This is a genomic window from Cellulomonas alba, assembly GCF_030362835.1.
Taxonomy (GTDB): Bacteria; Actinomycetota; Actinomycetes; order Actinomycetales; family Cellulomonadaceae; genus Cellulomonas; species Cellulomonas alba.
Window position 1 is genome coordinate 2,170,036 of the sequence record NZ_JAUCGQ010000001.1, and the last position, 25,323, is coordinate 2,195,358.

21 protein-coding genes are annotated in these 25,323 nt (G+C 75.2%); 11 read left to right on the plus strand and 10 right to left on the minus strand.

Features of this window, described 5'->3' with window-relative positions; translation table 11 throughout:
- Window positions 1–82: 82 nt before the first annotated feature.
- On the plus strand, window positions 83–598 hold the full coding sequence (locus QRT04_RS09925; RefSeq protein ID WP_289455050.1) for an amino-acid N-acetyltransferase: 516 nt from the start codon (window positions 83–85) through the stop codon (window positions 596–598).
- A 337-nt stretch (window positions 599–935) separates the two neighbouring features.
- Here the strand turns inward: QRT04_RS09925 and QRT04_RS09930 are convergent, their stop codons facing one another.
- Window positions 936–1,859, minus strand: coding sequence for an HhH-GPD family protein (locus QRT04_RS09930; RefSeq protein WP_289455051.1), 924 nt, complete (start codon window positions 1,857–1,859; stop codon window positions 936–938).
- 150 nt (window positions 1,860–2,009) lie between these two features.
- Here QRT04_RS09930 and QRT04_RS09935 point away from each other — a divergent pair, with 150 nt between their 5' ends.
- Window positions 2,010–2,651, plus strand: a complete 642-nt coding sequence (locus tag QRT04_RS09935) for a hypothetical protein (protein WP_289455052.1) — start codon at window positions 2,010–2,012, stop codon at window positions 2,649–2,651.
- Between the two features lie 21 nt (window positions 2,652–2,672).
- Here QRT04_RS09935 and disA read toward each other — a convergent pair whose 3' ends face one another.
- Window positions 2,673–3,749 (minus strand): DNA integrity scanning diadenylate cyclase DisA, encoded by a 1,077-nt coding sequence (gene disA / locus QRT04_RS09940; RefSeq protein WP_289455053.1) that lies wholly within the window; start codon window positions 3,747–3,749, stop codon window positions 2,673–2,675.
- A 188-nt stretch (window positions 3,750–3,937) separates the two neighbouring features.
- Here disA and QRT04_RS09945 point away from each other — a divergent pair, with 188 nt between their 5' ends.
- From QRT04_RS09945 to QRT04_RS09970, 6 genes are all read left to right on the plus strand, one after another.
- Window positions 3,938–5,107 carry an ROK family transcriptional regulator gene (locus QRT04_RS09945; RefSeq protein WP_289455054.1) on the plus strand — a complete coding sequence of 390 codons (1,170 nt, stop codon included), beginning with the start codon at window positions 3,938–3,940 and terminating at the stop codon, window positions 5,105–5,107.
- A gap of 105 nt (window positions 5,108–5,212) precedes the next feature.
- Entirely contained in the window at window positions 5,213–6,556 is a 1,344-nt protein-coding gene (locus QRT04_RS09950; protein ID WP_289455055.1) for an ABC transporter substrate-binding protein, read from the plus strand.
- Between the two features lie 5 nt (window positions 6,557–6,561).
- Window positions 6,562–7,497 carry a carbohydrate ABC transporter permease gene (locus QRT04_RS09955; RefSeq protein WP_289455056.1) on the plus strand — a complete coding sequence of 312 codons (936 nt, stop codon included), beginning with the start codon at window positions 6,562–6,564 and terminating at the stop codon, window positions 7,495–7,497.
- Window positions 7,494–8,402 carry a carbohydrate ABC transporter permease gene (locus tag QRT04_RS09960; RefSeq protein ID WP_289455057.1) on the plus strand — a complete coding sequence of 303 codons (909 nt, stop codon included), beginning with the start codon at window positions 7,494–7,496 and terminating at the stop codon, window positions 8,400–8,402. Before QRT04_RS09955 ends, QRT04_RS09960 begins: the two co-directional genes overlap by 4 nt.
- Complete coding sequence (locus QRT04_RS09965; RefSeq protein ID WP_289455058.1) at window positions 8,399–9,664, plus strand: 6-phospho-beta-glucosidase; 1,266 nt, start codon at window positions 8,399–8,401, stop codon at window positions 9,662–9,664. Before QRT04_RS09960 ends, QRT04_RS09965 begins: the two co-directional genes overlap by 4 nt.
- The gene (locus QRT04_RS09970) at window positions 9,661–10,659 is read left to right on the plus strand and encodes an N-acetylglucosamine kinase (protein ID WP_289455059.1); all 999 of its coding nucleotides are present in this window, start codon (window positions 9,661–9,663) and stop codon (window positions 10,657–10,659) included. The genes QRT04_RS09965 and QRT04_RS09970 overlap by 4 nt, the downstream gene beginning before the upstream one ends.
- Before the next feature lie 24 nt (window positions 10,660–10,683).
- On the opposite strand, the gene radA is transcribed toward QRT04_RS09970, so the two are convergent.
- Together radA and QRT04_RS09980 are read right to left on the minus strand one after the other, a co-directional pair.
- Window positions 10,684–12,090 carry a DNA repair protein RadA gene (gene radA, locus QRT04_RS09975; RefSeq protein WP_289455060.1) on the minus strand — a complete coding sequence of 469 codons (1,407 nt, stop codon included), beginning with the start codon at window positions 12,088–12,090 and terminating at the stop codon, window positions 10,684–10,686.
- 61 nt (window positions 12,091–12,151) lie between these two features.
- Window positions 12,152–12,496: a YciI family protein gene (locus QRT04_RS09980; RefSeq protein WP_289455061.1), complete on the minus strand. Its 345-nt coding sequence runs from the start codon at window positions 12,494–12,496 to the stop codon at window positions 12,152–12,154.
- A 235-nt stretch (window positions 12,497–12,731) separates the two neighbouring features.
- Between QRT04_RS09980 and QRT04_RS09985 the strand changes: the two genes are divergently transcribed.
- Window positions 12,732–14,012: a hypothetical protein gene (locus QRT04_RS09985; protein ID WP_289455062.1), complete on the plus strand. Its 1,281-nt coding sequence runs from the start codon at window positions 12,732–12,734 to the stop codon at window positions 14,010–14,012.
- Window positions 14,013–14,120: 108 nt separating this feature from the next.
- Here QRT04_RS09985 and QRT04_RS09990 read toward each other — a convergent pair whose 3' ends face one another.
- Window positions 14,121–16,214, minus strand: a complete 2,094-nt coding sequence (locus tag QRT04_RS09990; protein WP_289455063.1) for a glycosyltransferase family 39 protein — start codon at window positions 16,212–16,214, stop codon at window positions 14,121–14,123.
- A complete protein-coding gene (locus QRT04_RS09995) occupies window positions 16,211–17,488 on the minus strand; it encodes a glycosyltransferase (protein ID WP_326522462.1) in 1,278 nt (425 codons plus the stop codon). Before QRT04_RS09995 ends, QRT04_RS09990 begins: the two co-directional genes overlap by 4 nt.
- 196 nt (window positions 17,489–17,684) lie before the next feature.
- Here QRT04_RS09995 and QRT04_RS10000 point away from each other — a divergent pair, with 196 nt between their 5' ends.
- Window positions 17,685–18,650, plus strand: coding sequence for an LppM family (lipo)protein (locus QRT04_RS10000; RefSeq protein ID WP_289455064.1), 966 nt, complete (start codon window positions 17,685–17,687; stop codon window positions 18,648–18,650).
- Between the two features lie 40 nt (window positions 18,651–18,690).
- Here the strand turns inward: QRT04_RS10000 and QRT04_RS10005 are convergent, their stop codons facing one another.
- The 4 genes from QRT04_RS10005 to QRT04_RS10020 form a co-directional block, all read right to left on the minus strand.
- Window positions 18,691–19,071, minus strand: a complete 381-nt coding sequence (locus QRT04_RS10005) for a VOC family protein (protein ID WP_289455065.1) — start codon at window positions 19,069–19,071, stop codon at window positions 18,691–18,693.
- A 118-nt stretch (window positions 19,072–19,189) separates the two neighbouring features.
- On the minus strand, window positions 19,190–20,854 hold the full coding sequence (locus QRT04_RS10010) for a sensor histidine kinase (RefSeq protein WP_289455066.1): 1,665 nt from the start codon (window positions 20,852–20,854) through the stop codon (window positions 19,190–19,192).
- Window positions 20,854–21,588 carry a response regulator transcription factor gene (locus QRT04_RS10015; protein ID WP_289455067.1) on the minus strand — a complete coding sequence of 245 codons (735 nt, stop codon included), beginning with the start codon at window positions 21,586–21,588 and terminating at the stop codon, window positions 20,854–20,856. The genes QRT04_RS10010 and QRT04_RS10015 overlap by 1 nt, the downstream gene beginning before the upstream one ends.
- Before the next feature lie 211 nt (window positions 21,589–21,799).
- Complete coding sequence (locus QRT04_RS10020) at window positions 21,800–22,453, minus strand: TetR/AcrR family transcriptional regulator (RefSeq protein WP_289455068.1); 654 nt, start codon at window positions 22,451–22,453, stop codon at window positions 21,800–21,802.
- A 104-nt stretch (window positions 22,454–22,557) separates the two neighbouring features.
- Between QRT04_RS10020 and QRT04_RS10025 the strand changes: the two genes are divergently transcribed.
- Complete coding sequence (locus tag QRT04_RS10025) at window positions 22,558–25,227, plus strand: beta-d-glucosidase (RefSeq protein ID WP_289455069.1); 2,670 nt, start codon at window positions 22,558–22,560, stop codon at window positions 25,225–25,227.
- Window positions 25,228–25,323: the final 96 nt, after the last annotated feature.

The window sequence follows — 25,323 nt, forward strand, 5'->3', positions numbered from 1 at the left end:
GACAGCCCGATGTCCTCGCACGCGCATCGCGGGCGCGGCCCGGGTGGGCGGCGGTGGGGTCGGCGGTCGCTAGCGTGGGCGCGTGACCCCCGCCGCCGTGCGCATCCGACCCGCCCTGCCCGCCGACGTCCGCGTGATCCGCGACCTCGTCGAGCCCTACGCGGAGCAGCGCATCCTCCTCCCCAAGGAGTGGGTCGGCTACTACGAGGCCGTGCAGGAGTTCCTCGTCGCGGAGGACGTCGAGACGGGTGACGTGGTCGGGTGCGGCGCGGTGCACGTGCTGTGGTCGGACCTCGCCGAGATCCGCACCCTCGCCGTCGCGCCGACGCACCGGGGACGCCGGGTGGGGCACGCGCTGCTCTCGGCGCTCATGGAGCGGGCGCGCGAGCTGGGGCTGCGCCGGCTGTTCTGCCTGACGTTCGAGGTCGACTTCTTCGTCGGTCACGGGTTCCACGCCATCGAGGGCACCCCCGTGACGCCCGACGTCTACCTCGAGCTGCTGCGCTCGCACGACGACGGCGTCGCGGAGTTCCTCGACCTCGCGCGCGTGAAGCCGAACACGCTCGGCAACACGCGGATGCTCATCGAGCTGGACTAGCGGTGTGCCGAGCGTTCGCCTCGGTCGCGGACGAACTGGGTCGAGGGCGTCGTCGTACGCATGGTTGGACGCCACGGGGTGTTCTGCGGCGCGCGGCGTCCGACCACGCGTGCGGCCACAGGGACGGGGCGCCCGCGCGGGGTCAAAGGGGGTGGCGCGCGGGCGCGGGGTCAAGCGGTGGCGCTCCGGGTCGGGGGCGTCGTCGTACGCATGGTTGGACGCCACGGGGTGTTCTGCGGCGCGCGGCGTCTGACCACGCGTGCGGCCACAGGGACGGCGCGCCGGCGCGGGGTCAACGGGGTGGCGCGCGGGTGCGAGGCGGACGGTCGGGGGGGTGTCAGGTCGGGAGCGCGTACGTCGGGTCCTCGTCCGGGCCGCTCGCCGGGTGGCTGACGACGAGGCCGTCCGCGACGAGCGAGGCCAGGCAGCGCTCGCGTCGCTCCCGGTCGGGGCACACGGCCTCGACCGCGGCGGCGGGCACGGGACCCATCGCCTCGCGGAGCAGCGCCATGATCCGACCGCGCGCCTGCCGGTCGGTGCCGTGCCACGCCTGCGTGCGGCGGCGGTGCGCGTGCGCGTCGGGCGGGCAGCCGGTGGCGCGCCATGCGCAGGCCGCAGCCACCGGGCACGCGTCGCAGCGCGGCGAGCGAGCGGTGCACACGAGCGCACCGAGCTCCATCGACGCGACCGCCCAGCGGGCGGCGCGCGCCGGATCGTGCGGCGCGACCGCGTCCGCGCGGGCCACCTCGCCGCGCGTCTGGCTCGGCGACGGGAGCGCCTCGCCGCCGACCGAGCGCGCCAGGACGCGACGCACGTTCGTGTCGAGCACCACCGCGCGCCGCCCGAACGCGAACGCCAGGACGGCCGCGGCGGTGTACTCGCCGACGCCGGGCAGCGCGCGGAGCGCCTCCGCGTCGTCCGGCACCTCGCCGCCGTGCCGCTCGACGATCGCCCGCGCGCACTCCTGCAGGCGCAGCGCGCGCCGCGGGTAGCCGAGCCGGTCCCAGGCGCGCAGCACGTCGGCGGGGCTCGCGGCCGCGAGGTCGACGGGGCGCGGCCAGCGGGCCAGCCAGGCGCGCCACGCGGGCTCGACGCGGACCACCGGCGTCTGCTGCAGCATCACCTCGCTGACGAGCACGCCCCACGGCGTCCGGTCGGCCGCGCGCCACGGCAGGTCACGCGCGCGCTCGTCGTACCAGTCGAGGACGGGTTCGACGATGGCGCCGGCGACTGTGGACGCGGCGGGGTCGACGAAGGGCACCGCGTCATCCTGCCCTGTCCCACCGACGGCGCCGTCGGGCAACGGGTCGCACGGCGGATCCCCGGCACGCCGGGAGAGGTCGGCCGGTGCGGGCCGGGCGGCTCGTAGCGTGTGCGCCGACGGGTGGATCCGGCCGGAAGGGGGAGCGACGTGGGCGTGGTGCGACCGTCGGGCCCGCTCCCGAGCCGCGTCTACTGGCGGCGGCGGCTCGTGGTGCTGGGCGTGCCGGTGCTCGTGCTGGCGCTGCTCGTCTGGCTGGTCGCGGGCCGCGGATCGTCCGACGCCAAGGCGGACCCCGGCGCTGCGTCGAGCCCCCACCCGTCGACGACCGCGCACGCGAGCACGTCGGGCGGGTCCCGGCCGAGCTCGTCACCGACGCCGACTGCGACCGCGGGTGGCGTCACCGACTGCGGGGCGGCGGCGCTCGCGGTGACCGTGGTGCCGGGTGCGACGAGGTACGCGGCCGGCGTCAGCCCGGCGTTCACCGTGACGATCACCAACGTGGGCACGCAGGCGTGCCTCGTGGACGCGGGTGACGCGCACCGCGCGGTCGTCGTGAGCTCGGGCAAGGACCGGGTGTGGTCGAGCCAGGACTGCTCGAGGTCGACGACCGCGTCGCGCGTGCTGCTGCTGCCGCCGGGCGGCAAGGACGCGCAGCGCGTCGTGTGGAACCGCGTGCGGACCGCCGCGGGCTGCCCCGCGAACCTGCCGGCGCCCAAGGTCGGGTCCTACAAGGTGGCGTTCACGGTCGGCGGGGCGACGGCCAAGGCGGCGAAGTTCCGGCTGGCGTAGGCCGGCACCGGCCCGACAGCGTCAGACGTAGCGCTCGAGGATGCTCGACTCGGCGAGCCGCGAGAGGCCCTCGCGCACCGCACGGGCGCGCTGCTCGCCGACGCCGTCGACGGCCATGAGGTCCTCGATGCCCGCCGCGAGCAGCTTCTGCAGGCCGCCGAAGTGCGCGACGAGCCGGTCGACGATCGCGCCGGGCAGGCGCGGGACCTTGGACAGCAGGCGGTAGCCGCGCGGGCCGGCCGCGGCGTCGAGCGCGTCGCCGCCGCCGGGCAGCCCGAGCACGCGCGCGATGTGCGCGATGTCGAGCAGCTCGGTCGAGTCGAGCGCGCCCAGCTCGGCGAGCACCGCGTCGACGTCGCGCTTGCTGGTGTCGACGTAGTCGCGGATCACGAGCTCGCGGTCGGAGCCGATGCCGCCGACGAGCTCGTCGAGCTGCAGGGTCAGGAGGCGGCCGTCGGTGCCGAGCTCGACGACGTAGCCCTCGATCTCCTCCGAGATGCGGCGGACCATCTCGAGGCGCTGCACGACGGCGGAGACGTCGCGGACCGTCACGAGGTCCTCGATCTCGAGCGCCGAGAGCGTGCCGCTGACCTCGTCGAGGCGGGACTTGTAGCGCTCGAGGGTCGCGAGCGCCTGGTTGGCGCGCGACAGGATCGTCGTGGAGTCCTCGAGCACGTAGCGCGTCGAGCCGACGTACAGCGCGACGATCCGCATCGACGCCGACACCGAGATGACGGGCAGGCCCGTCTGCTTGGCGGTGCGCTCGGCGGTGCGGTGGCGGGTGCCCGACTCGGACGTCTCGATCGTGACGTCGGGCGTCAGCTGCACGCCGGCGCGCACGATGCGGCTGATGTCGCGGTCGACGACGACGGCGCCGTCCATCTTGGCGAGCTCGCGCAGCCGGGTCGCGGAGAACTCGACGTCGAGCGCGAAGCCGCCCGAGCAGATGCTCTCGACCGTCTTGTCGAAGCCGAGCACGATGAGCGCGCCGGTGCGGCCGCGCAGGATGCGCTCGAGCCCGTCGCGCAGCTCGCCGCCGGGGGCGACCGCGGCCAGGGTCGATCGCAGCAGGTCGTCGGGGGAGTGCGGGTGCGCCACGCCTCGCATCGTATCGATCGTGGTGGGCCGCGCAGGGGTGCCGCGCGCGCCGAGCGGGTGATGCGTGATCGTGACCTTGCGGCAACACCGCGGAGACGTCGAGGGCGTTGACTGTTAGGAAACCTAACTGTTAATTTCCGAGCACCCGGTCGAGGGCGACCGGGTGCGACCGACCCGAGCGGAGGCCGATGTCCGTGCAGCAGCCCGGCACGCCGGGGCTCCTCCGCGCGATGAACGACCGCGCGGCCCTCGCGCTGCTCCTCGAGCACGGGCCGCTGACCCGCGCGCGCATCGGCGAGCTCACCGGGCTGTCCAAGCCGACGGTGTCGCAGGTCGTCGGCCGGCTCGAGCACGCGGGGCTGGTCGGGGAGGTCGGCGAGCACTCGCCGGCGCGCGGGCCGAAGTCGGTGACCTACGGCGCGACACCGGGCCACGTGCTCGGCGTGGCCGTCGACGTCCGGCCGCAGGAAGCGCGCGCCACGGTCGTCGACGCGGCTGGCACGGAGCACCCGATGGTCGAGGTCGCGCTGCCGCGCGTCGCGGCGCAGCGCTCGCCCGTCGGCGACGTGTCGGCCGCCATCCAGGCGGCGTGCGAGGCGGCCGGCGTGCGGCCCGACGGCGTCGTCACCGTGATGGTCGGGCTCCAGGGCGCCGTCGACCCGCGCACCGACGACCTGACGTTCACCGGCCTGCTGCCCGGGTGGCCGCGCCGCCGGGTGCGCGCCTGCCTCGAGGAGGGGCTGGGCGTGCCGGTCGCCATCGACAACGACGTCAACCTCGCGGCGGTCGCCGAGCGCGACCTCGGCGCGGGGCGCGACGTCCCGGACTTCTGCCTCCTCTGGATCGGCGAGGGCCTCGGTGTCGCGGTCGACCTCGGCGGGCGGCTGCACCGCGGCGCGTCCGGCGGCGCGGGCGAGATCGGGTACCTGCCGGTGCCGACCGCCGCCATCGCGCTCGACGCCGAGGCTCGCGACCTGCAGGACCTCGTCGGCGGCATCGCCGTGACCCGGATCGCGCGCGCGCACGGCGTGCACGGCCGGACGCTGGGCGCGGTCCTCGAGGCGCTCGGCGACCACCCCGCGCGCGACGCGGTGCTCGCCGAGATCGCGCCGCGCGTCGCGGTGGGGGTGCTGCCCCTGCTCGCCGTGCTCGACCCGCAGCTCGTCGTGCTCGGCGGCGCGACGGGTGCGTCCGGCGGCGCCGCCCTCGCGGAGCTCGTCCGCGCGCACGTGCGCCGGGCCACCCGGTGGGCGCCGCGTGTCGTCGCGAGCGCCGTCCCCGACCAGCCCGTGCTCCGCGGCGCGCGTGCGCTCGTCGCGGCGGAGCTACGTCAGCGGTTCCTCGACCTCGTCACCTGACCCCACACGCACCACAGCCACGTCCCGGCACCACCACGGCCGACGGACGCTCCTGCAGCACACCCTCGGAGCGGTCGCGGCCTCGACCAGTGATCGGAGCACCCGTTGAGAACGCGCACCCGCATCGTCATCCCCGCGCTCGTCGCCGCCGTCGCCGTCGGCACCGCCGCGTGCGGCGGCTCGTCCGGTGGTGGCGGACCCACCGCCGCCGCCAGCGCGCCGCCCACCGTGTCCGGGACCATCGAGTTCTGGCACTTCTTCACCGACCGCGAGGCGACCGTCATCCAGGGCGTCGTCGACGACTTCGAGAAGGCGAACCCCGGCGTCAAGGTCGTCGTCAAGAGCGGACAGGACGACCAGAAGATGCGGCAGGCGATCTCCGCCGGTCAGCCGATCGACGTCGCGCTGTCGTACTCGACCGACCAGGTCGGTCCGCTGTGCAGCTCCGGCGACTTCACCGACCTGACGCCGTTCATCGAGCGCGACAAGGTCGACCTGACGCAGATCCCGAAGACCGTGCTCGGCTACACCGCGTACGCGGGCAAGCGGTGCTCGATGCCGGCGCTCGCGGACGTCTACGGCCTCTACTACAACAAGGACCTGCTCTCCGCCGCGGGCTACACCCAGCCGCCGAAGACGCTGAGCGAGCTGTCCGACATGGCCGTCAAGCTGACGAAGTACAACGCCGACGGCTCGATCAAGCAGCTCGGGTTCATGCCGTTGCTCGGCTACTACGAGAACGCCGAGGCGCACTGGGGTCCCTCCGCCGACGCGCAGTGGCTGAAGGAGGACGGGACGTCGGCCATCGGCTCGTCGCCGGGCTGGCAGACGCTGCTCACCTGGCAGAAGGACCTGATCGAGCGGCTCGGCGGGTACGCCAAGCTCGCGAAGTTCCAGGCCGCGCTCGGCGAGGAGTTCTCCGCGCAGAACGACTTCCAGACGGGCCGCGTCGCCATGAACCTGGACGGCGAGTACCGGACGGCGTTCATCGCGGACCAGGCGCCGAAGCTCAGCTACGGCACCGCGCCCTTCCCGTCGGCCCAGGGCTTCGAGAGCACCTACGGCGGCGGGTACATCACGGGCAACATCGTCGGCATCGGCAAGGGCTCGAAGAACCCCGAGGCCGCGTGGGCGTTCATCAAGTACCTGACGACGGACACCGACGCGCAGGTCAAGCTCGCGAACGGGCTCAAGAACGTGCCGACGACGCACGACGCGATCACGTCGCCGCAGCTCCAGCTGCCCGAGCAGTTCAAGACGTTCCTCGACATCTTCGAGAACGAGCACTCCTCGACGACGCCGCCCAGCTCGATCGGCGCGGAGTACCAGACGATCTTCGGCACGCACACGGCGAAGTGGCAGCAGGGCAAGGTCGCCGACCTGCCGGGCATGCTCAAGCAGGTCGACTCCGAGATCGACGCGGCCGTCAAGCTCCAGGCCGGGAGCTGACGCGCATGGCCTCGGCGATCGGCCGCCGCCGCACCCGCGTGGCCTGGGGGTTCCTCGGCCCGTCGGTGCTCGGCATGCTGGTGTTCTTCGTGTTCCCGCTGGTGATGACCGTGTACTACTCGTTCACGAGCTTCGACCTGTCGAACCCACCGCGGTGGAACTCGTTCGCGAACTGGAAGTTCCTGTTCGGCGGGGACCCGCTGATCGGGCAGGCGACGTTCAACACGCTGTGGTTCGTCGCCATCCTGGTGCCGGTCCGGATCGCCGGGGCCATGCTCGTCGCCTGGGCGCTGACCCGCGCCCGCACGGCGTCGGGCGCGCTCCGCACGCTGTACTACCTGCCCGCGCTCATCCCGCCCGTGGCGTCGACGATCGCGTTCGTCTTCCTGCTCAACCCCGCGACCGGGCCGGTCAACAAGCTGCTCGGCGCCGTCGGCATCGAGGGGCCCGGGTGGTTCACGTCGCCGGCGTGGGCCAAGCCGTCGCTCGTCCTGCTCGGCCTCTGGGTGCTCGGCGACATCATGATCATCTTCCTGGCGGCGCTGCTCGACGTGCCCGTCGAGCAGTACGAGGCGGCCGAGCTCGACGGCGCCAACGGCGCCCAGCGGTTCCGCCACATCACGATCCCCAACATGGCGCCGGTGCTCATGTTCTCGCTGATCACCGGCATCATCGCCGCGCTGCAGTACTTCACCGAGCCGGCGGTCGCGTCGTCCACCGCGATGGGCAAGGCGGCGGTCGGCGAGGGCGCGTCCGGCATGCTCGGGTGGCCCGACCAGTCGACCCTGACGTACGGCCAGCTGCTCTACCAGAAGGCGTTCGGCGCGAACCTGTTCGGGTACGCCTCCGCGATGGCCGTCGTGCTGTTCGTCGCGGCGGGCGTCGTGACGGCGGTGCTGCTGCGGCGGTTCTCGTCCTTCACGCCGGAGGTCGCGGCGTGAGCGCGTCGACCCTGACCCGGCCGCAGGCGTCGGGTGCGGCACCGCGGCGGCGCACTCGGGTGGTCGAGGGCACCCCGTGGCGGCGGCGCTCTCCGCTGGTGTTCGTCGCCGACCACGCGCTGCTGATCGCGCTCGCGGTGATGTTCGTGGCGCCGTTCGTCTTCGTGCTGCTCACCGCCGTGATGTCGCCCGAGCAGGCGGGGACCTCGTTCAGCTGGCCCACGTCGTGGCACTGGGACAACTTCGCGCAGGTCTTCGAGAAGCTGCCGATGCTCAAGTACTTCGGCAACTCGTTCCTCTACGCCGGGCTCGCGACGCTGTTCATGCTCGTCTCCTCGGTGCCCGCGGGGTACGCGCTGGCCCGCATCCGGTTCCGGGGCTCGCGCCTGTACTTCTTCGCGATCATCGCGATGATGCTGCTGCCGCCGCAGGTCACGTCGGTGCCGCTCTACGTCATGTGGTCCAGGCTCGGGCTCACCGGGTCGCTGTGGCCGCTGATCCTGCCGAACCTGCTCGGCGACGCGTTCTCGATCTTCCTGCTGCGGCAGTTCTTCCTGACGATCCCCGCGGAGTACAGCGAGGCCGCGCGGATCGACGGGTGCGGCGAGCTGCGCACGCTGTGGCGCGTCATCCTGCCCATGGCCCGCCCCGGCATCGCGGCGACGTCGATCTTCCTGTTCTTCGCGTCGTGGAACGACTACTACGGGCCGCTGCTGTACACGTCGGAGAACGAGTCGGCGTGGCCGGTGTCGTACGCGCTCGCGCAGTTCCGCGGGTCGCGGTCGGTCGACTGGAACCTGACCATGGCCGCCACCCTGATCGCGATGGTGCCCGTCGTGCTCGTGTTCCTGCTCGCGCAGCGCGCGTTCGTCCGCGGCGTCACGCTCACGGGGGTGAAGGGATGAGGCTCACCGTCGTCGGCGGCGGGTCGACGTACACGCCCGAGCTGGTCGACGGGTTCGCGCGGCTGCGCGCGGTGCTCCCGCTCGACGAGCTCTGCCTGGTGGACCCGGACGCGGGGCGGCTGTCCCTCGTGGCGGGCGTGTCGCAGCGGATGTTCGCGCGGGCCGGCTACCCGGTGCGCGTGACGACGACGTCCGACCTCGCGGCCGGGGTCGACGGCGCGGCGGCCGTGCTGCTGCAGCTCCGCATCGGCGGCCAGGCGGCGCGGCACAGCGACGAGACGTTCCCGCATGCGTGCGGGTGCCTCGGCCAGGAGACGACCGGCCCGGGCGGCCTCGCGAAGGCGCTCCGGACCGTGCCCGTCGCGCTCGACATCGCCGAGGTCGTGCGGCGGCACGCCGCTCCCGAGGCGTGGATCGTCGACTTCACGAACCCCGTCGGGATCGTCACGCGTGCGCTGCTCTCGGAGGGACACCGCGCGGTCGGGCTCTGCAACGTCGCGATCGGGTTCCAGCGGCGGTTCGCGGCCCTGCTCGGGGTCGCTCCGGACCAGGTCGCCCTCGACCACGTCGGGCTCAACCACCTGACGTGGGAGCGGGCGGCCGTGGTGGACGGCGTCGACCGGCTGCCCGGCCTGCTCGCGCGGCACCTCGACGAGCTCGCGGCGGAGGTCGAGCTCGCGCCGTCGCTCCTCGCGCTGCTCGGGTGCGTGCCGTCGTACTACCTGCGCTACTACTACGCGCACGACGAGGTGCTCGCGGAGCAGCTCGCGCCCGGGGCGCGCTCGCGCGCGCAGGCGGTGATGGACGTCGAGGCGGAGCTGCTCGCGCTCTACGCCGACCCCGCGGTCGACACCAAGCCCGAGCCGCTCACCCGCCGGGGGGGCGCGTTCTACTCTGAGGCTGCGGTCGACCTGCTCGCGTCGCTGACCGCGGGCGACGGCGACGTGCGCGTGGTGAACGTGCGCAACGACGGGACGCTGCCGTTCCTGCCCGACGACCACGTGGTCGAGGTGCCGGCGGTGGTCGGGCCGGACGGGATCCGGCCGGTCGCGGTCGCGCCGCTCGACGCGGGGGCCGCCGGGCTCGTGGCCCACGTCGCGGGCTACGAGCGCCTCGCGCTCGAGGCCGCGGTGCACGGCGGACGCGACCGGGTGGTGCGCGCGCTGCTCGCGCACCCCCTGGTCGGGCAGCACGACCGTGCCTCGCGGCTCGCGGACCTGCTGCTCGCTGCGAACGCGCGCCACCTGGCGTGGGCGCGGTGAGCGGCGAGGTCCTCGTCGCGGTCGACGGCGGCGGGAGCAAGACGGACGTGCTCGCGCTCGCCGCCGACGGCACCGTGCTGGCGCACGCGCGCGACGGCGGGTCGTGCCCGCAGGTCATCGGCGTGGACGCGGCGCTCGCGGTGGTCGACCGGCTCGTGCGGGGCGTGCTCCGGGACGTCGGAGCGGGTGGGGTGGCGCGCGCGGGCGTCTACCTCTCCGGCCTCGACCTGCCCGTCGAGGTCGAGACGTTCACCGCCGCGCTCGCGGGGCTCGACTGGTTCGCGGGCGCGCGTTCGACGGAGGTGGACAACGACACGTTCGCGCTGCTGCGCGCGGGCACCGACGCCGCGCAGGGCGTCGCCGTGGTCTGCGGCACCGGGATCAACTGCGTCGGGCGACGCGCCGACGGGACCACGGCGCGGTTCCCCGCGCTCGGGCGGATCTCGGGCGACTGGGGTGGCGGCTACGAGCTCGGCGAGCTCGCGATCTGGCACGCCGTGCGCGCGCACGACGGTCGCGGTCCGGCGACCCGGCTCGAGCACCTGGTGCCGGCCGCGCTGGGGCGCGACGACATCGACCAGGTGACGGCCGACCTGCACTTCGGCCGGCTGCCCGTGCGGACCATCCCGGCGCTCGCGCCCGTGGTGCTCGCCGCCTCGGCCGACGGCGACGCCGTCGCGCGGGACGTCGTCCTGCGGCAGGCCGACGAGGTCGCGACGCTCGCCCTGGTGGCGATCGAGCGGCTCGGGCTGCGCGGCGCCGAGGTGCCGGTGGTGCTCGGCGGCGGGGTGCTCGCGTCCGGTGACGCGGTGCTGCTCGACGCGATCGCGGCGCGGCTCGCGGACGGCGCGCCCGGCGCGCGGCCGGTCGTCGTGGTGGACCGACCCGTGGTCGGCGCCGCCCTGCTGGGTCTCGACGCCGTGGGTGCGCCGGCGGCGGCGCGGGACCGATTGCGCGCGACCGTGCCGGTGGACGCGCTGGCCGTCCGGGCATGAGCGGCTGACGAGCCGGCGGTGCGGTCAGCGGCGCTCGTCCTGGCCCGCGCCGGCAGCCGCCACCGCCTCCCGGAGGTCGGCCGCCAGGAGCACGGTCATGCCGTCCGGCGCCGCGATCCCGTCGAGCGAACCGGCGGGCACGACCGCGCGCGTGAAGCCGAGCCGGGCCGCCTCGGCGAGCCGCCGGCCCACGCCCGCGACCGTGCGGATCTCGCCCGCGAGCCCGACCTCACCGACCGCGACCAGCCCGCGCGGCAGCGCGACGTTCTCGCGCGAGCTGATCGCGGCGAGCGCGAGGGCCAGGTCGCCGGCGGGCTCGACGACCCGCGCACCGCCGACCGTCGACACGTAGACGTCCTGGTCCGCGAGCCGCGCACCGAGCCGCCGCTGCAGGACCGCGAGCACCATGGCGAGGCGGCTCGAGTCGACGCCGCTCGTGGTGCGGCGCGGGTTCGGCACCGCGGACGGCGCGACGAGCGCCTGCACCTCGGTGGCGAGCGGACGGCGCCCCTCGAGCGTGACGGTCAGGCACGTGCCCGGCACCGGGTGCTGCGCACAGGAGACGAACAGGCCGCTGGGGTCGGGCAGGCCGACGATGCCCTGCTCCGAGAGGTCGAAGCAGCCGACCTCGTCCGTCGGCCCGTAGCGGTTCTTGGTCGCGCGGAGCATGCGCAGCCGCGAGTGGCGGTCGCCCTCGAACTGGCACACGACGTCGACGAGGTGCTCGAGCGTGCGCGGACCGGCCACCGAGCCGTCCTTCGTCACGTGGCCCACGAGGACGACCGGCAGGTCGCGGGACTTGGCGGCGGCGATCAGCGCGGCCGCGACCTCGCGCACCTGCGCGACGCCGCCGGCCGTGCCCTCGACCTGCGCCGAGGCGATGGTCTGCACCGAGTCGAGCACGAGCAGGTCGGGATCGACCGCCTCGACGTGGCCCAGCACGGTGGCGAGGTCCGTCTCGTCCGCGAGCAGGAGGTTCGGGTCGAGCGCGCGGATCCGGCCCGCGCGCAGCCGGACCTGGGCGGCCGACTCCTCGCCCGTCACGTACAGGACGCGCCGGCCCGTGCGTGCCGCGCGGGCCGCGACGTCGAGCAGCAGGGTCGACTTGCCCACGCCCGGCTCGCCCGCGAGCAGCACCACCGCGCCGGGCACGATGCCCCCGCCCAGGACGCGGTCGAGCTCCTCGACCCCGGTGGGGCGCGCGAGCGCGGTGTCGACCGAGATCTCGCTGATCGGCCGTGCGGGCGCGCGGGTCGGCGCGACGGCCGCCGTGCGCGGGGCGCCGCCGCCCGGCCCCGCGTCCTCGAGGACCGTGCCCCACGCCTGGCACTCGCCGCAGCGGCCGACCCACTTGGAGGCCGTCCACCCGCACTCCGAGCACCGGTAGGGCGGGCGGGCGTTGCGGTCGCGCTTGACGGTCGTCGTGCTCACGCGCTGCACGCTAGACGCGGCCACCGACACGACGCGGGCGACGCGTGGAGCGGCGGTCGGATCAGTCGCGAGCCGGCGGCAGCGCGTCGCCCGGGAAGCTCCGGGTGGGATGCACCTCGTAGGTGAAGACGCCCGCACGCACGCCCGGGTCGTCGTCCATCACGGCCCGGGTGGCGGGCTCGTCGAGCGCGAAGATGCCGATGCCCGCGAGGTCCGAGTCGTCGCGCACCGGCAGCACGATCGCGAGGCGACCGTCCGCGCGCAGCTCGAAGTTGCGGCGGCCGTGCTCCCACACCACGGCAGGGGTCTCGGGGCTGCCGTACGCCGACCCGTGGCGGAGCAGCACGGCCGTGTACGGCGCCGTCGTGGTCAGCATCGCGCGCATCTCGTCGTCAGAGATCGTCATGCGCCCAGCGTGGCCCCGCGGCCGTCGGTGGGCCAGGGTGGCGCGGCCCCGCGACGAGCGTCGGCGACCCGCTCCGGTCGCCCGTCAGTCGCGGGTCGGGGGCCCGTGGTGGGCACGCGTGCGACGAGCGCGGGCGAACCGGCTCGGCCGGTGCGGCGTGCCGCCGCGGGCATGGGCCGCGTCGATAGGGTGGCGCGCGTCCGGCAGGGGCCGGTCGTGCGACGAGGGGAGCCCGATGAGCGAGACCGGACGGCCCGAGCCCGACCGCGCGTACCGGCCGGCCTGGGCACCGACCGGGCAGACGCCCGGCGCGGCGGCCGACGGCGCTCCCCCGGCCGCGCAGCCAGGAGTCGCCCCGCAGACCCCCACGGCGCCCGGCCCGGTCCCGCCGCCGGCGCCCGCAGCCCCCAGCGGCGTCTCGCCGCAGGCCCCCGTGTCGCCGTACTCGTCGACGTACGCGACGACCACCGCGACACCGCCGCCCGCCGTGGTGCGCGTACCGACCGCGGCGGGCCCCGCGGCCGCGGCGAGCGCCGCAGGTGCGGCGCGGCCGACGGGCGGCGGCACGCCGCCCGGCGCGTGGGCGCGCGCGGGTGCAGAGCGTGCGGCGACGTCCGAGCCCGGCCAGGTCTGGTCCCGCGCCGGGGGGTCCGACGGGACCGACGCCCGCGCTTCGTGGTCCGCCGCCGCGGCCGGCGCCGTCGGCGTGGCCGCCTCGGGTGCCGGCCCGACGGGCGGCGGCGCGACACCGCCTGGCCCGGGTGGCCCGGGTGGCGCGCCCGGTGGTGGCGCGGCACCTGGGGGTGGCGCGCCTGGAGGTGGTGCCACGGGCGCGGGTGCGCCCGGCGGCGCCGGGTCCGGCGGGTCGCGCGGCGGGCGTTCTGGCTCGCGCGGCGGCGGTTCGTCACGCCCGCGCTGGCTCGTGCCGCTCGTGGCGGTCGTCGTCGTGCTGCTCGTCGCGGTCGTCGTCGTCGCGATCGCGACCCGCCACGGCAGTGCGAGTGCCGAGGAGACGCCGACCGACGCCGCGACGATCGTGCTGCCCTCGCCGACGCCGACCGTCCCGGCAGCGTCGCGTCAGGCGTCGACCCCGTTCGCCAAGGCCCTGCCGAGCTCGGTGCTGCAGTACGCGCTCAAGACGTCCGTGCCGAACGACGAGTGGGTCAAGGCGGGTGCGATCGAGGCGTACACCGACACGTACACCGACGGCGGGTCGGGCACCGTCACGGTGACCGCGGGCCAGTTCGAGACCACGGACGCGGCGAGCGCCTTCGCGCAGACCCTGGTGGCCGCGCTGCCCCAGGCGACGTCGTCGGCCGCGCCCACGGCGTCTCCCGCACCGTCGCTGCCGGTGTCCGGGGACGTCACGGTCGGCGGCAAGAAGGCCGGCGCCTACACGATCGTCGACGCCGGCGACGGCACCGGCGTCGCGGTCTGGAACAACGGCACGACGGTCTTCCGCGCGACGGCGCCGGTCGCGGACATCGCGAACGTCTACGCCGCGTACCCGCTCTGACGGACGTCGGCTCGCCGCGCCTCGGTGCGACGACGGGCGGGACGCCCAGGGGATGGCGTCCCGCTCGTCGCACCGGGTCGGCCGGGGAGGCAGCCCGGCGCGACCCCCTCAGGCGGCCGAGGTCGTCGAGCTCGACGAGGACGACGGCTGCGTGAGGTCGTAGACGGTGACCCCGCCGACGGTCTGCGCCGTGAAGTGCGCCGCGACCCACTCCTCGATCTGCGAGCCGACGTCCGCGCCGCCGCTCGCGCCGCCGAAGCCTGCACCGCCCTGGCCGCCGACGAAGTAGTGCACCTTGCCGTCGGCGACCCACGCCTCGAACTGCTCGAGCGTCGGTGACGGGTCGGAGCCGTTGAAGCCGCCGATCGCCATGACGGACTCCTGCGCGGCGAGCTGGTAGCTCGCGGCGTTCTGCGAGCCGACCGTCGCGGCGACCCACGTGTACCGGCCGGCGTCGCGCTCGAGGAGCGCGGTCAGCTCGGCGCTGACTGACGCGCCGTCGAGCAGGCCGCGCATCCCGCCGCCGCCCGGGCCGCCACCGTTCTGCGTGGTCCCGTTCGGGCCGCCCCGCGCTCCCTGCGGGCCGCCCGGGCCGCCCGCGCCGCCGAACCCGCCGCGCGGACCCCCGCCGCCCGGCCCGCCGAAGGCTCCCGTGACGGTCGGCCCCGCCGACGGGATGGAACCGGCGTGCGCGGTGGCGACGGTCTGCAGCGTGTACGCGGCCGGCCCGAGCAGCCCCGCGACGAGGGCCAGGGCCGCGCCGACCCGCGCCACCGCCGCGCCGCCGGCGAACGCCACGAGCAGCAGCACCGACGCCGCGATGCCGGTCGAGAGCACGATCCACCGGAGCCACAGCAGCCACTGCGAGGACCGGTCGAGGAGCGCGAACGACCAGAGGCTCGTCAGCAGCGTCACAGCCGCGAGCAGCGCGAGCGCCCACAGCTCGGCGCGCCGCTGCCACAGCAGCCACCCGCCGATCCCGACCAGCGCACCGATCGCCGGGGCCAGCGCGACCGTGTAGTACGCGTGGAAGATGCCGGCCATGAGGGAGAACGTCAGGCCGGTGACGAGCAGCCACCCGAGCCAGACGACGACCTCCGCACGCCGGGCATCCGTCCGCCGCGCCCGCGCGAGCAGCACCAGCGCCGCCGCGCCCAGCACGAGCGCCGCGGGCAGCAGCCAGGCGATCTGGCCGCCGACCTCGGCGCCGAGCATGCGCGTGATGCCCGTCGCGCCCCAGCCGCCGCCGCCGTTTCGGCCGCCACCGCCGACCGAGCCGACCTCGTCGCCGCTGATCCGGCCCAGGCCGTTGTAGCCGAAGGTCAGCTCGAGGAAGGAGTTGCTCTGCGACCCGCCGACGTACGGTCGGGCCGACGCGGGCACGAGCTCGACGAGCGCGACCCACCACCCGGCTGAGGCCACCGTGGCGAGCACCGCGAGCAGCCCGTCACGCACGCGCCTGCCGAGCGAGACGGGGCCCGCCCACAGGAACGCGACGGCGATGCCGGGCAGCACGAGGAACGCCTGCAGCTGCTTGGTGAGGAACGCGAGCCCGACGAGGACCCCGGCCAGGACCATCCAGCGCGTGGTGCGCGGACCCTCGACCGCGCGCAGCGTGGCCCACGCCGACGCCGTGAGCAGCAGCACGAGCAGCGCGTCCGGGTTGTCGAACCGGAACATGAGCGCCGCGACCGGCGTCAGCGCGACGACCGCTCCCGCGAGCAGGCCGGCACCGGCCGAGAACCGGCGTCGCACGCTCGCGTACAGGACGCCGACCGTGGCCACCCCCATGAGCGCCTGCGGAGCGAGGACCGACCAGGACGACAGGCCGAAGATCCGCACCGACAGACCCATGACCCACAGCGACGCCGGTGGCTTGTCGACCGTGATCGACGCGCCCGCGTCCGACGCGCCGTAGAGGAACGCCTTCCACGACTCCGCGCCGGCCCGCGCCGCTGCCGCGTAGAACTGGTTCGCGTAGCCGGAGGACGAGAGGTCCCACAGGTAGAGCGCCGCGGTGACGAGCAGCAGCCCGCCGAGCGCGGGCCACTCCCACCGGGGCCGGGCGTGCCGGCCGGGTGCCCCGTCGGCGGGAGCGGGCGGGTCGGGGACCGTCGGCTCGGTAGGCAGCGGCCCGGTCGGTACGTCGTCCCTCGCGGCGCTCGGCGGCGGAGGCAGGAACGCGGCGTGCGTCGTGGTCATCGGGCGACCTCCTCGGTGGGGGCGGTCGACGTGCGGGCGCGGAAGACCCAGCCGCGCAGCAGGACGAACCGCAGGACGGTCGCCGCGAGGTTCGCGACGACGAGGACGACGAGCTCGACGGCTCGCGACGCCCCGGGAGCGACGGCGTGGAGCGCCGCGAGCGAGGCGGAGGTCAGGGCCCAGGCGAGCCCGAGGACGAGGAGCCCCTGGCCCTGGTGCAGCACCGCGCGGGAGCGGCCGCGCACGCCGAACGTGAGGCGCCGGTTCGCGGCCGTGTTCCCGACGGCGCTGATCAGGAGGGCGAGCAGGTTGGCCCACTGCGGGCCGACCGGGCCGGCGAGCAGCAGGTAGAGCGCGACGTACGCGAGCGTCGACGCGGCGCCCACGAGCGCGAACCGCACGACCTGTCGCAGCAGCACGTGCCGCGCGCTCGCGGACGCGTCGGCGGACGCGTCCCCGACCAGCGGGAGGGCGGCACGCATCTCGTCGAGCGGCAGGCGGCCGGCCGCGAGGTCCCGGGCCAGGCGCGCGACGCCGCGAAGGTCGGCGGTCGCGGTGGCGACGACGGCGACGCGGGAGTCCGGGTCGTCCACCCAGTCGACCGGCACCTCGTGGATGCGCAGCCCGGCGCGCTCGGCGAGCACGAGCAGCTCGGTGTCGAAGAACCAGCCGTTGTCCGCCACGAGGGGCAGCAGCCGGCGGGCGGCGTCGGCGCGGATCGCCTTGAAGCCGCACTGCGCGTCGGAGAACCGCGCCGCGAGCGCGCCGTGCAGCAGCAGGTTGTAGCAGCGCGAGATGACCTCGCGCCTCGGCCCCCGCACGACCCGCGCGGTCCGGGTCAGCCGCGTGCCGATCGCCAGGTGCGAGTGCCCGCTGACGAGCGGCGCGACGAGCGGCAGCAGCGCCGACAGGTCCGTCGAGAGGTCGACGTCCATGTACGCGAGCACCGCGGCGTCCGAGCCGAGCCACGCGGTGTGCAGCGCCCGCCCGCGCCCCTTCGCGTCGAGGTGCACGGCGCTGACGCCGGGCAGCTCGTCGGCCAGGCGGGTCGCGATCGCCCACGTGCCGTCGGTCGACGCGTTGTCGGCGACCGTGAGCCGCGCGGTGTAGGGGAACTGCGTGTCGAGGAACCAGCGCGCGGCGCGCACGGCCCGCTCGAGACCGACCTCCTCGTCGTGCACGGGGATGACGAGGTCGAGCACCGGGCCGACGGGCGGCGCGCCGGTGGCGGGGGCGGGTGTCTCGGGCATCGGGTCGCGGGTCGTCGTGTCCATGCCTCGACGTTGCGCGGCCTGCCCAGCCGCGCGATGTGGCGCGTCTGTGCTGCGCCTTTGAGGGTCCGCGTCACCCGTCCGGGTGGCCCGCTCGGCGGACGCCGCGCGCGGTTCGTCCCGGGTTGCGGCGCAGCCGGGCGGGTGACCGGCTGGGAGTCTCCTCAGTGCGCGCTGTGCGCCTGCCGAGCACACGCGCATGCGCCCGACCACGACCCGCCTCCGTCGCGCCCTCGCCGCGACCGCCGTGACCGCCGTCGCCATGCTCACGCTGTCCGGCTGTCTCAAGGCCGACATCACCATGACGGTCAATGCCGACGAGACGATCGACGGCTCGATGACCATCGGGCTCAGCAAGGCGCTGCTCGAGAGCACGGGGCAGTCGGCGGCCGACGTGTTCGCCCAGGGCTTCTCGGAGGGCGACGGACCGTTCGACGGCGTGGCTGACCAGTCCTCCGCGCCCTACGACGACGGCGAGTACGTGGGCCGCACGTTCACGGCGCACGGCATGACGCTCGCGCAGTTCAACAAGCAGGACGACGGCGACGACTCGATGGCGCTCGAGCATGTCGGCGATACGTACGTGCTGACGGGCCTGCTCGACTTCGCGTCGGGCGCGCAGGACGCGGGGCAGTCCGGCACCACGCTGCCCGCCGGCATGGGGTCGGTCCACGTCGCCTTCACTTTCCCGGGCAAGGTGCTCGAGTCGAACGGGAAGATCGACGGCAACACGGTCGAGTGGAGCGGCTCGGCGACGTCGAAGCTCGAGCTCACCGCGACCGCCGAGGACCACGGCGCGAAGCCGTTCCCGTGGCTGCTCGCCGGGATCGGTGGCGGCGTGGCGCTCCTCGTCGTGCTCGCCGTCGTGCTGCTGCTGGTGCGGCGTCGCCACCGCCGGTCGCACGACGAGGACCCGGCGGCGCTGCCGCCGTTCGACCTGGGCGGCGGGCCGTCGTGGGGGCCGCCGGCGCCGGTGGGTGCGCCGCAAGGACTCGGGACGCAGGGCCAGGCGCCGCAGGGCTACGGTCAGCCCGGCTACGGTCAGCCGGCGTACGGCCAGCCGGCGTTTGGGCAGCCCGGCTACGGCCAGCAGGGCCAGACGCCGCCCGGCTACGGCCAGGTGCAAGCCGGTCCCGGGCCGACGGGCTTCGGGCAGCAGCAGTAGACGCACCCGGCAGCGCGTCGGCGGACGAACCCCGCCCGACCTACCCGGCGGCGATGATCGAGCAGACGTTGCCCGCGGGGTCGGTGAACCACGCGATGAGCGGCCCGCCACCGCGGAACACGTAGTCGTCGTCGGTCTGCGTCGGCGTGCCCTCGTAGCGCTCGAACGGCACGCCGCGCCCCCGCAGCTCGGCGACCGTCGCGGCGACGTCGTCGACCGGGAAGTTGAGGATCGTGAACGTCGCGGGCACGTGCGCGTCGCCCTTGGGGTACGCGATCACGTGGTAGCCGTCCGCGAACCGGATCGTCAGGATGCCGTGGTCGACCGAGGTGTCGAGCCCGAGCGTGTCGCCGTAGAACGCCTGCGCCTTCTCGACGTCGTCGACCGAGAAGCCGCTGAAGCTGGTGCCGAGGTCCGTCATGCGTCACGCCTCCGTGCCGGGGGTAGGAGGCCCAGTCTGCGACGCCGCCGCGGCCCGCGCACGGCCGGACGAGATGCCGGAGCGGGACGCCGGCCCTCCGCGCTGCCAGCGGGTCGGGCTAGGCGCTCGTCGCTCCGACCGCGCGCCACGCGACGCCGGCGGCATCGGTCGGCGCGGCGCTGCGGACCGGCAGGGGGCGCTCGGGCGCGGCGACGCGCGCCGCCGGCAGCGTCACGGTGAACGTCGCGCCGCGCGCCGAGGACGAGACGGTGATCGTCCCGCCGTGGGCCGTGACGACCGCGTGCACGATCGCGAGCCCGAGGCCGGTCGACCCGGACGTCCGCGCGCGGGACGCGTCGCCGCGCGTGAACCGCTGGAACAGGCGGTCGCGCAGCTCGGGCGGGATGCCGGGGCCGTCGTCGGCGACGTGGACCACGATGTCGCCGCGCACCCGACGGGCGCGCACGGTGACGGTCGTGCCGGCGGGCGTGTGCAGCCGGGCGTTGGACAGCAGGTTGGCGAGCACCTGGCGCAGGCGGTGGTCGTCGCCGACCACGAGCAGCTCGTCGTCCTCGGGCAGGTCGAGCTGCCAGCGGTGCTCCGGGCCGGCGGCGTGCGCGTCGGTGACGGCGTCGATCGCGAGCACGGCGACGTCGAGCGGCTCGGACGCGAGCGGGCGGCCCGCGTCGAGGCGGGCGAGCAGCAGCATGTCCTCGACGAGGCCCGTCATGCGCTCGGACTCCGACTCGACGCGCGCCATCGCCTGCAGCGCGCCGGGCGGCAGCTCCTCGGGCAGGCGGCGGACCAGCTCGGCGTAGCCGCGGATCGACGCGAGCGGGGTGCGCAGCTCGTGGCTCGCGTCGGCGACGAACTGGCGGACCTGGAGCTCGGACTCGTGGCGCGCGGTGAGCGCCGACTCGACGTGCCCGAGCATCGTGTTCAGCGCCGCGCCGACCTGCCCGACCTCGGTGCTCGGGTCGGTGTCGGCGACGGGGACCCGCTCGGCGATGACGACCTCGCCCCGGTCGAGCGGCAGGCGGGCCACGCGGCGCGCGGTCGCGGCGACGCGGTCGAGCGGCCGCAGCTCGCGACGCACGAGCACGAGGCCGACGGTGCCCGCGACGAGGAGCGCGAGGGCCGCGACCACGACCTCCACCGCGACGTAGCCGGTGACGGTGTTGGTGACGGGCTCGGTCGGGAGCGCGGTGACGAGGTGCGCGCCGTCGGGCGTGACCATAGCGACGGCGCGGTACGCACCGAGACCGTCGAGGTGGACCCCGTGCGCCTCACCATCGGTGGGGACGTCGAGCAGCGTCTGCGTCTGCGCGGGCGTGAGCGTGCGGAACCGGCCGGACTCGTCGACGTAGCCGGCGCGGGCGGTCGTGTCGCCGGACGACGACCCCGGCACGAACACGTTGACCGTCCCGCTCGCCTGCCCGAGCTGCAGGCTCGCCGGCGGGGGCCGACGGCCCGGCGTGCCCCGGTTGCCGTACCCGTCGGGTGCGTTGGCGGCGCGGTTGCTCGCCACCGAGAGCCGCGAGTCCATCTGCGCGATCAGCGACGAGCGCAGGGCGAGCGTCGAGACGACGCCCATCGCGGCGGCCACGACGGCGACCAGCCCGACGACGCCGACGACGAGCCGGCGGCGCAGCGTCCAGCGCGAGCGCCGGGGGGACGCGCTCGCGAGGGACGCCGGCGCCGCGCCAGCCCGACGCGCCGCGGGGCGCCCGTCCCGGCGACCGTCGTCGCGCGGGCCGGACGCCCCGGTGGGTCGCGAGCCCATCAGGCCGGCTTGAGGACGTACCCCACGCCGCGCAGCGTGTGCAGCATCGGCGCGCGCCCCTTGTCGATCTTGCGGCGCAGGTACGAGACGTAGAGCTCGACGATGTTGGCCTGGCCGCCGAAGTCGTACTGCCACACGCGGTCGAGGATCTGCGCCTTCGACAGCACACGCTTGGGGTTGCGCATGAAGTAGCGGAGCAGCTCGAACTCGGTCGCGGTCAGGCGGATGTCGTCGCCGCCGCGCGTCACCTCGTGGCTGTCCTCGTCCATCATCAGGTCGCCCACCACGAGGACGGCCTCGTCACGGGCGGAGACGGCGCCGGCCCGGCGGAGCAGGGCGCGCAGCCGCGCGACGACCTCCTCGAGGCTGAACGGCTTCGTCACGTAGTCGTCGCCGCCCGCCGTCAGGCCCGCGATGCGGTCCTCGACCGCGTCCTTGGCCGTGAGGAACAGGATCGGCACGTGCGGGTGCGTCGCGCGGACCCGGTGCAGCACCTCGAGGCCGGACAGGTCGGGGAGCATCACGTCGAGCACGATGACGTCCGGGTCCAGCGTCTTGACCTGCTTGAGCGCGGCGTGCCCGGTGAGCGCGTGGTCGACCTGCCAGCCCTCGTACCGCAGCGCGGTCGACAGCAGCTCGGCGAGAGTCGGCTCGTCGTCGACCACGAGGGCGCGAACCGGGGAGCCGTCCGCGCGCAGCAGGGCGTCGGGGCGGCGGATGGTCGAGGTCGTCATGCCGCCCAGGGTCGGCGCGGATCCTGGTGTGCGCCTGGAGCGAACCTGGGAAAGCACTGAGTGCGCGGCGGGTGGCGCGGGTGCGGCTCGTCTGAGCCCGACCCGGCATTCGCCCGGAAGACGGAGCGGCCGTCACGCGTCCGGGTGACGCCGCGGCGGGGCGTCCGGGCGACGCGGACGGCCCCGGGCCGTCACTCGGGCGGGGGAGGGGTCAGTCCAGCGGGTAGGGGCGGGGCGAGCCGGCGACGGCGGCCGCGAGGATCGCCTCGATGGCGAACGCGGTCGACTCGGGCAGGTCCACGCTGTCGTCGAGCAGCCACTGCACCTGCAGGCCGTCCATGACCCCGATGATGGCGCTGGCTGCGAGCGCCGCGAGCGACTCCGGCACGCGCCCCTCGCCGACCTCCATCACGGCCCCGGCGATCTCGCCGCGCAGGATCGTGAAGCGGTTCCGCACCCAGCCGCGCGCCGGGTGGTTCTCCGTGACGGACTCGCCGGTCAGCACGGAGTAGCCCTGGACGATGCCGCGGCGGTGCGCGTTCGCGCGGACGGTGCGCTCGAGGTGGCGGAAGAGCTCGAGGCCGCCGGGGATGTGCTTGCCCTCGAGGTTCTCGACGTCCTCCTTGTCGCGGTACTCGAGGACCTCGATGAGCAGCTGCTCCTTGGAGCCGAAGTGGTGCAGGACGCCGGCGTGCGTGATGCCGACCTGCTCCGCGACCTCCGCGAGCGAGCCCGTCTTGTAGCCCTTCGAGCCGAAGGTGTTCGCGGCCGCACGCAGGATCTCCTGGCGGCGCTCGACCGTGGCCTGCCGGGGCTTGCGCGGCGTGCGCCCGGTCGCGGGCGTCGATGGCACGGCGTCGTCCATGGCCGAAACCATATCGTGATCTACGGACTTACTGACAAGTTAGTAAGTCGTGCTTAGATCGACGTCAGACGACAACGACGACGTCCCGATCGGAGCTCCACCCCGTGCCGCTCGACCTGCCGACCGAGGCCACCGCGCCAGCCGCGTCGACCACCGCCACCGCCCGCCCGTCGGCCGACGCCGACCCGCGGCCGGCCGCCGCCGACGCGCAGCCCGCCGCCGCGCCCGACGTGACCGACGTGGTCGGCGCCTCGCGCCGCGGAGCGGTGCGGCCCCGGTCGCTCGAGGCGCTCGTCGCCGAGCTGACCGACGCCGAGAAGGTGTCCCTCGTCGTCGGCGCGGGTCTGTGGGCGACGACGGCGATCCCGCGGATCGGCCTGCGCGCGATGCACCTGTCCGACGGCCCCGCCGGCGTGCGCGGCGTCTCGGAGGACGGCGTCGAGACGTCGGCGTCCTTCCCCGCGCCGAGCGCGCTCTCGGCGACGTGGGACGTCCGGCTGGCCGACGAGGTCGGCCGCGCGTTCGCCGCGGAGGCCCGCCGGCACGGCGTCGACGTGGTGCTCGCCCCGCAGGTCAACCTGCAGCGCACCCCGGTCGGCGGCCGCCACTTCGAGTGCTACTCCGAGGACCCCGAGCTGACGAGCCGCATCGCGGTCCACGTCGTCAAGGCGGCGCAGGACCGCGGCGTCGGCATGTGCGTCAAGCACTTCGTCGCCAACGACTCCGAGACCGAGCGGACCACCTACCTGTCCCGGGTCGACGAGCGCACGCTCCGCGAGGTCTACCTCGCGCCGTTCGAGCGCCTGGTCGACGAGGCGCGCGCGTGGTCCGTCATGGGCGCGTACTCCGGCGTCGACGACGGCGCGGTCGCCGCTCCGGTGCTCGAGCACGCCCCGCTCCTGCAGGGCGTCCTCAAGGACGAGTGGGGCTTCGACGGTGTCGTCGTGAGCGACTGGGTCGCCACCAACTCCGTGGTCGAGGCGGCCGAGGGCGGTCTCGACCTGCAGATGCCCGGGCCGGACGGCCCGTGGGGCGAGGGACTGCTCGCCGCGGTCGAGGCGGGCACCGTGAGCGCGGCCGTGCTCGACGACAAGGTGCTGCGCGTGCTGCGCATGGCCCAGCGCGTCGGTGCGCTCGACGGCTTCGCGCCCGAGGGTGCCGAGCGGGACGACGTCGCGAGCATCGACGTCGCGGCGACGCTGCGCGAGCTCGTGGCCCGGTCGATGGTGGTGCTCCGTGACGACGCGCAGGCGCTGCCCGTCCTCGCCGCGGCCGACGGCGACGCGCGCCGCATCGCGCTGCTCGGTCCGAACGCGGTCGCCCCCTTCGTGCAGGGCGGCGGCTCGAGCTACGTGCGCCCCGACCGCACCGCGAGCCTCCCGGACGCGATCGCCGCGGCGTTCGGCGGCGCGCAGGTCGACCTCCGCGCGGGCGCCGTCTCGCGGTTCGTCCCGCCGGCCCTCGACCTCGTCTCCCGCTGCTCGACGCCCGACGGCCGCCCGGGCGCGCTGATGGAGCTGCTGGACGCCGACGGCGCCGTGGTCGAGGGCGGGGACGTGACGAGCTGGGACGGCTGGCGCCGCGACGTGCCCGAGCACGCGGTCGCCCTCCGCATCCGGACCACGGTCCGCCTCGACGAGCCCGGCCGGCACGAGGTCGGCGTCGGCACGGTCGGCCGGCACCGCATCGTCGTCGACGGCCAGGTCGTCTCGACGGGCGACCGCGTGGTCGGCGAGGACGTCATCCTCGACTCGAGCGTCAACCAGCCGGTCCCGGCGCTCCTGACGATCGACGCCACCGAGCCGCGCACGGTCGAGATCGACGCCACCGTGCAGGCTGCCCACCCGGTCGGCTACCGCTCGTTCGCGCGCGCCGACCTGGTCCACCGCCTGCCCGGCGCGACGCCGGACGAGCTGCTCGCCGACGCGGTCGCGGTGGCGCGCGACGCCGACCTCGCGATCGTCGTGGTCGGCACCAACGAGGAGATCGAGTCCGAGGGGTACGACCGCACGAGCCTCGCGCTCCCGGGCACGCAGGACGAGCTCGTGCGCGCCGTGCTCGCCGCGAACCCCCGCACCGTCGTCGTCGTCAACGCCGGCGCACCCGTGGTCCTCCCGTGGCTCGACGAGGCCCCGACCGTGCTGTGGTCGTGGCTCGGCGGGCAGGAGTGGGCGGACGCGCTCGGCGACGTCCTCACCGGCGTGACCGAGCCGAGCGGCCGCCTGCCGTGGACGCTCCCGGCCGACGAGGCCGACGTCCCCGTGCCGCACGCCGTGCCTGCGGACGGCGTCGTCGAGTACCACGAGGGCGTCCACGTCGGGTACCGGTCGTGGCTCCGCCTCGGCCGCACGCCCGCCGCGCCGTTCGGTCACGGCCTCGGCTGGACCACGTGGTCGTACGAGCACGTGGTCGTCGCGGGCACCGGCGAGCACGGCGTCGACCTCGACGTCACGCTCGTCAACGACGGACCTCGCGCGGGCCGCGAGGTCGTCCAGGTGTACGTCGAGCCCCCCGCGCAGTCGCCCGTCGGCGACCGCCCGGTGCGGTGGCTCGGCGCGTTCGCCGTCGTGGACGCCGAGGCCGGCGCCCGCACGACGGTCCGGGTCCGGGTGGACGCGCGCGCGTTCCGGACCTGGGACACGACGCGTCACGGCTGGGTCACCCCGGCCGGGACGTATCCGATCCGCGTCGGTCGTTCGTCGGACGACCTACGCCTCGTGGTCGACGTGGACCCCGCGTCCCCGCCGTCCGGACCCGGAGTCAGTCCCGCGTAACACCGCGGCGGTCCGCAGTCGCCGCGGAGCACGAAGCACAACGGCAGCACCGCACCACCCGCACGGCTCCCATCCCGCAAGTACCCAGCAGTGCAA

Coding starts and splice junctions, on each gene's coding strand:
- QRT04_RS10005 (WP_289455065.1), bottom strand. CDS start 19,071: ATGACGGACCTCGGCACCAGCTTCAGCGGCTTCTCGGTCGACGACGTC.
- QRT04_RS09945 (WP_289455054.1), top strand. CDS start 3,938: ATGTCCGTGCAGCAGCCCGGCACGCCGGGGCTCCTCCGCGCGATGAAC.
- QRT04_RS10020 (WP_289455068.1), bottom strand. CDS start 22,453: ATGGACGACGCCGTGCCATCGACGCCCGCGACCGGGCGCACGCCGCGC.
- QRT04_RS10000 (WP_289455064.1), top strand. CDS start 17,685: ATGCGCCCGACCACGACCCGCCTCCGTCGCGCCCTCGCCGCGACCGCC.
- QRT04_RS09995 (WP_326522462.1), bottom strand. CDS start 17,488: ATGGACACGACGACCCGCGACCCGATGCCCGAGACACCCGCCCCCGCC.
- QRT04_RS09980 (WP_289455061.1), bottom strand. CDS start 12,496: ATGACGATCTCTGACGACGAGATGCGCGCGATGCTGACCACGACGGCG.
- QRT04_RS09955 (WP_289455056.1), top strand. CDS start 6,562: ATGGCCTCGGCGATCGGCCGCCGCCGCACCCGCGTGGCCTGGGGGTTC.
- QRT04_RS09990 (WP_289455063.1), bottom strand. CDS start 16,214: ATGACCACGACGCACGCCGCGTTCCTGCCTCCGCCGCCGAGCGCCGCG.
- QRT04_RS10015 (WP_289455067.1), bottom strand. CDS start 21,588: ATGACGACCTCGACCATCCGCCGCCCCGACGCCCTGCTGCGCGCGGAC.
- QRT04_RS10010 (WP_289455066.1), bottom strand. CDS start 20,854: ATGGGCTCGCGACCCACCGGGGCGTCCGGCCCGCGCGACGACGGTCGC.
- QRT04_RS09985 (WP_289455062.1), top strand. CDS start 12,732: ATGAGCGAGACCGGACGGCCCGAGCCCGACCGCGCGTACCGGCCGGCC.
- QRT04_RS09965 (WP_289455058.1), top strand. CDS start 8,399: ATGAGGCTCACCGTCGTCGGCGGCGGGTCGACGTACACGCCCGAGCTG.